The sequence below is a fragment of the Actinoplanes sp. NPDC051494 genome (genome assembly GCF_044454705.1).
Lineage (GTDB): Bacteria > Actinomycetota > Actinomycetes > Mycobacteriales > Micromonosporaceae > Actinoplanes.
In genome coordinates this window covers 311,236-311,925 of the sequence record NZ_JBITDZ010000006.1, presented here as the reverse complement: position 1 = coordinate 311,925, position 690 = coordinate 311,236, and the positions used below count along the sequence as shown (strand labels likewise).

1 protein-coding gene is annotated in these 690 nt (G+C 58.3%); it reads right to left on the bottom strand.

Annotation, left to right across the window (positions count from 1 at the left end):
* The coding region (locus ACIA6A_RS22850) for a hypothetical protein (RefSeq protein ID WP_396099825.1) at window positions 1–690 on the bottom strand (690 nt) is incomplete at both ends.

The window sequence follows — 690 nt, the reverse complement described above, 5'->3', positions numbered from 1 at the left end:
GTAATGAATGTCGACCTGCTGAGCCGGCTGACCATCCTGACCCGCCACAGTCCCATGCGTCGGCTTACCCGCAGCATTGAACTGATCAAAAACCGTGCCGTCCGCGGTCGTCTGCCGAACAACGGCACCTTCCGCATTACGATCGACCTTTGAACCATCACCGTATGACCAGGTACTCGACCCGTCACCCTTATAAGCAATATCGACCTGCTGAGCCGGCTGCCCATCAGAACCAGGAACCGTGCCGTGAGTCGGTTTACCATCAGCGGTAAACTTATCGAACTCCGCACCCTGAGCCGTAGTCTGATGCGTGACGTCACCAGCAGCATTCCGATCGACCTTGGTCCCATCGGCATACTTCCACGTGCTGGAACCGTCACCGCCATACGCAATATCCACCTGCTGCGCCGGCTGACCATCAGAACCAGGAACCGTCCCATGCGTCGGCTTACCATCCGCCGTGAACCGGTCGAACGACGCACCATCACTGGTGGTCTGATGCGTTACATCACCGGCAGCATTACGATCGACCTTGGTCCCATCCGCATAAGACCACGTGCTCGAACCGTCACCGCCATACGCAATCGACACTTCCTGCGCCGGCTGACCATCAGAACCAGGAACCGTCCCATGCGTCGGCTTACCATCCGCCGTGAAACGGTCAAACGACGCACCATCACTGGTGGTCTG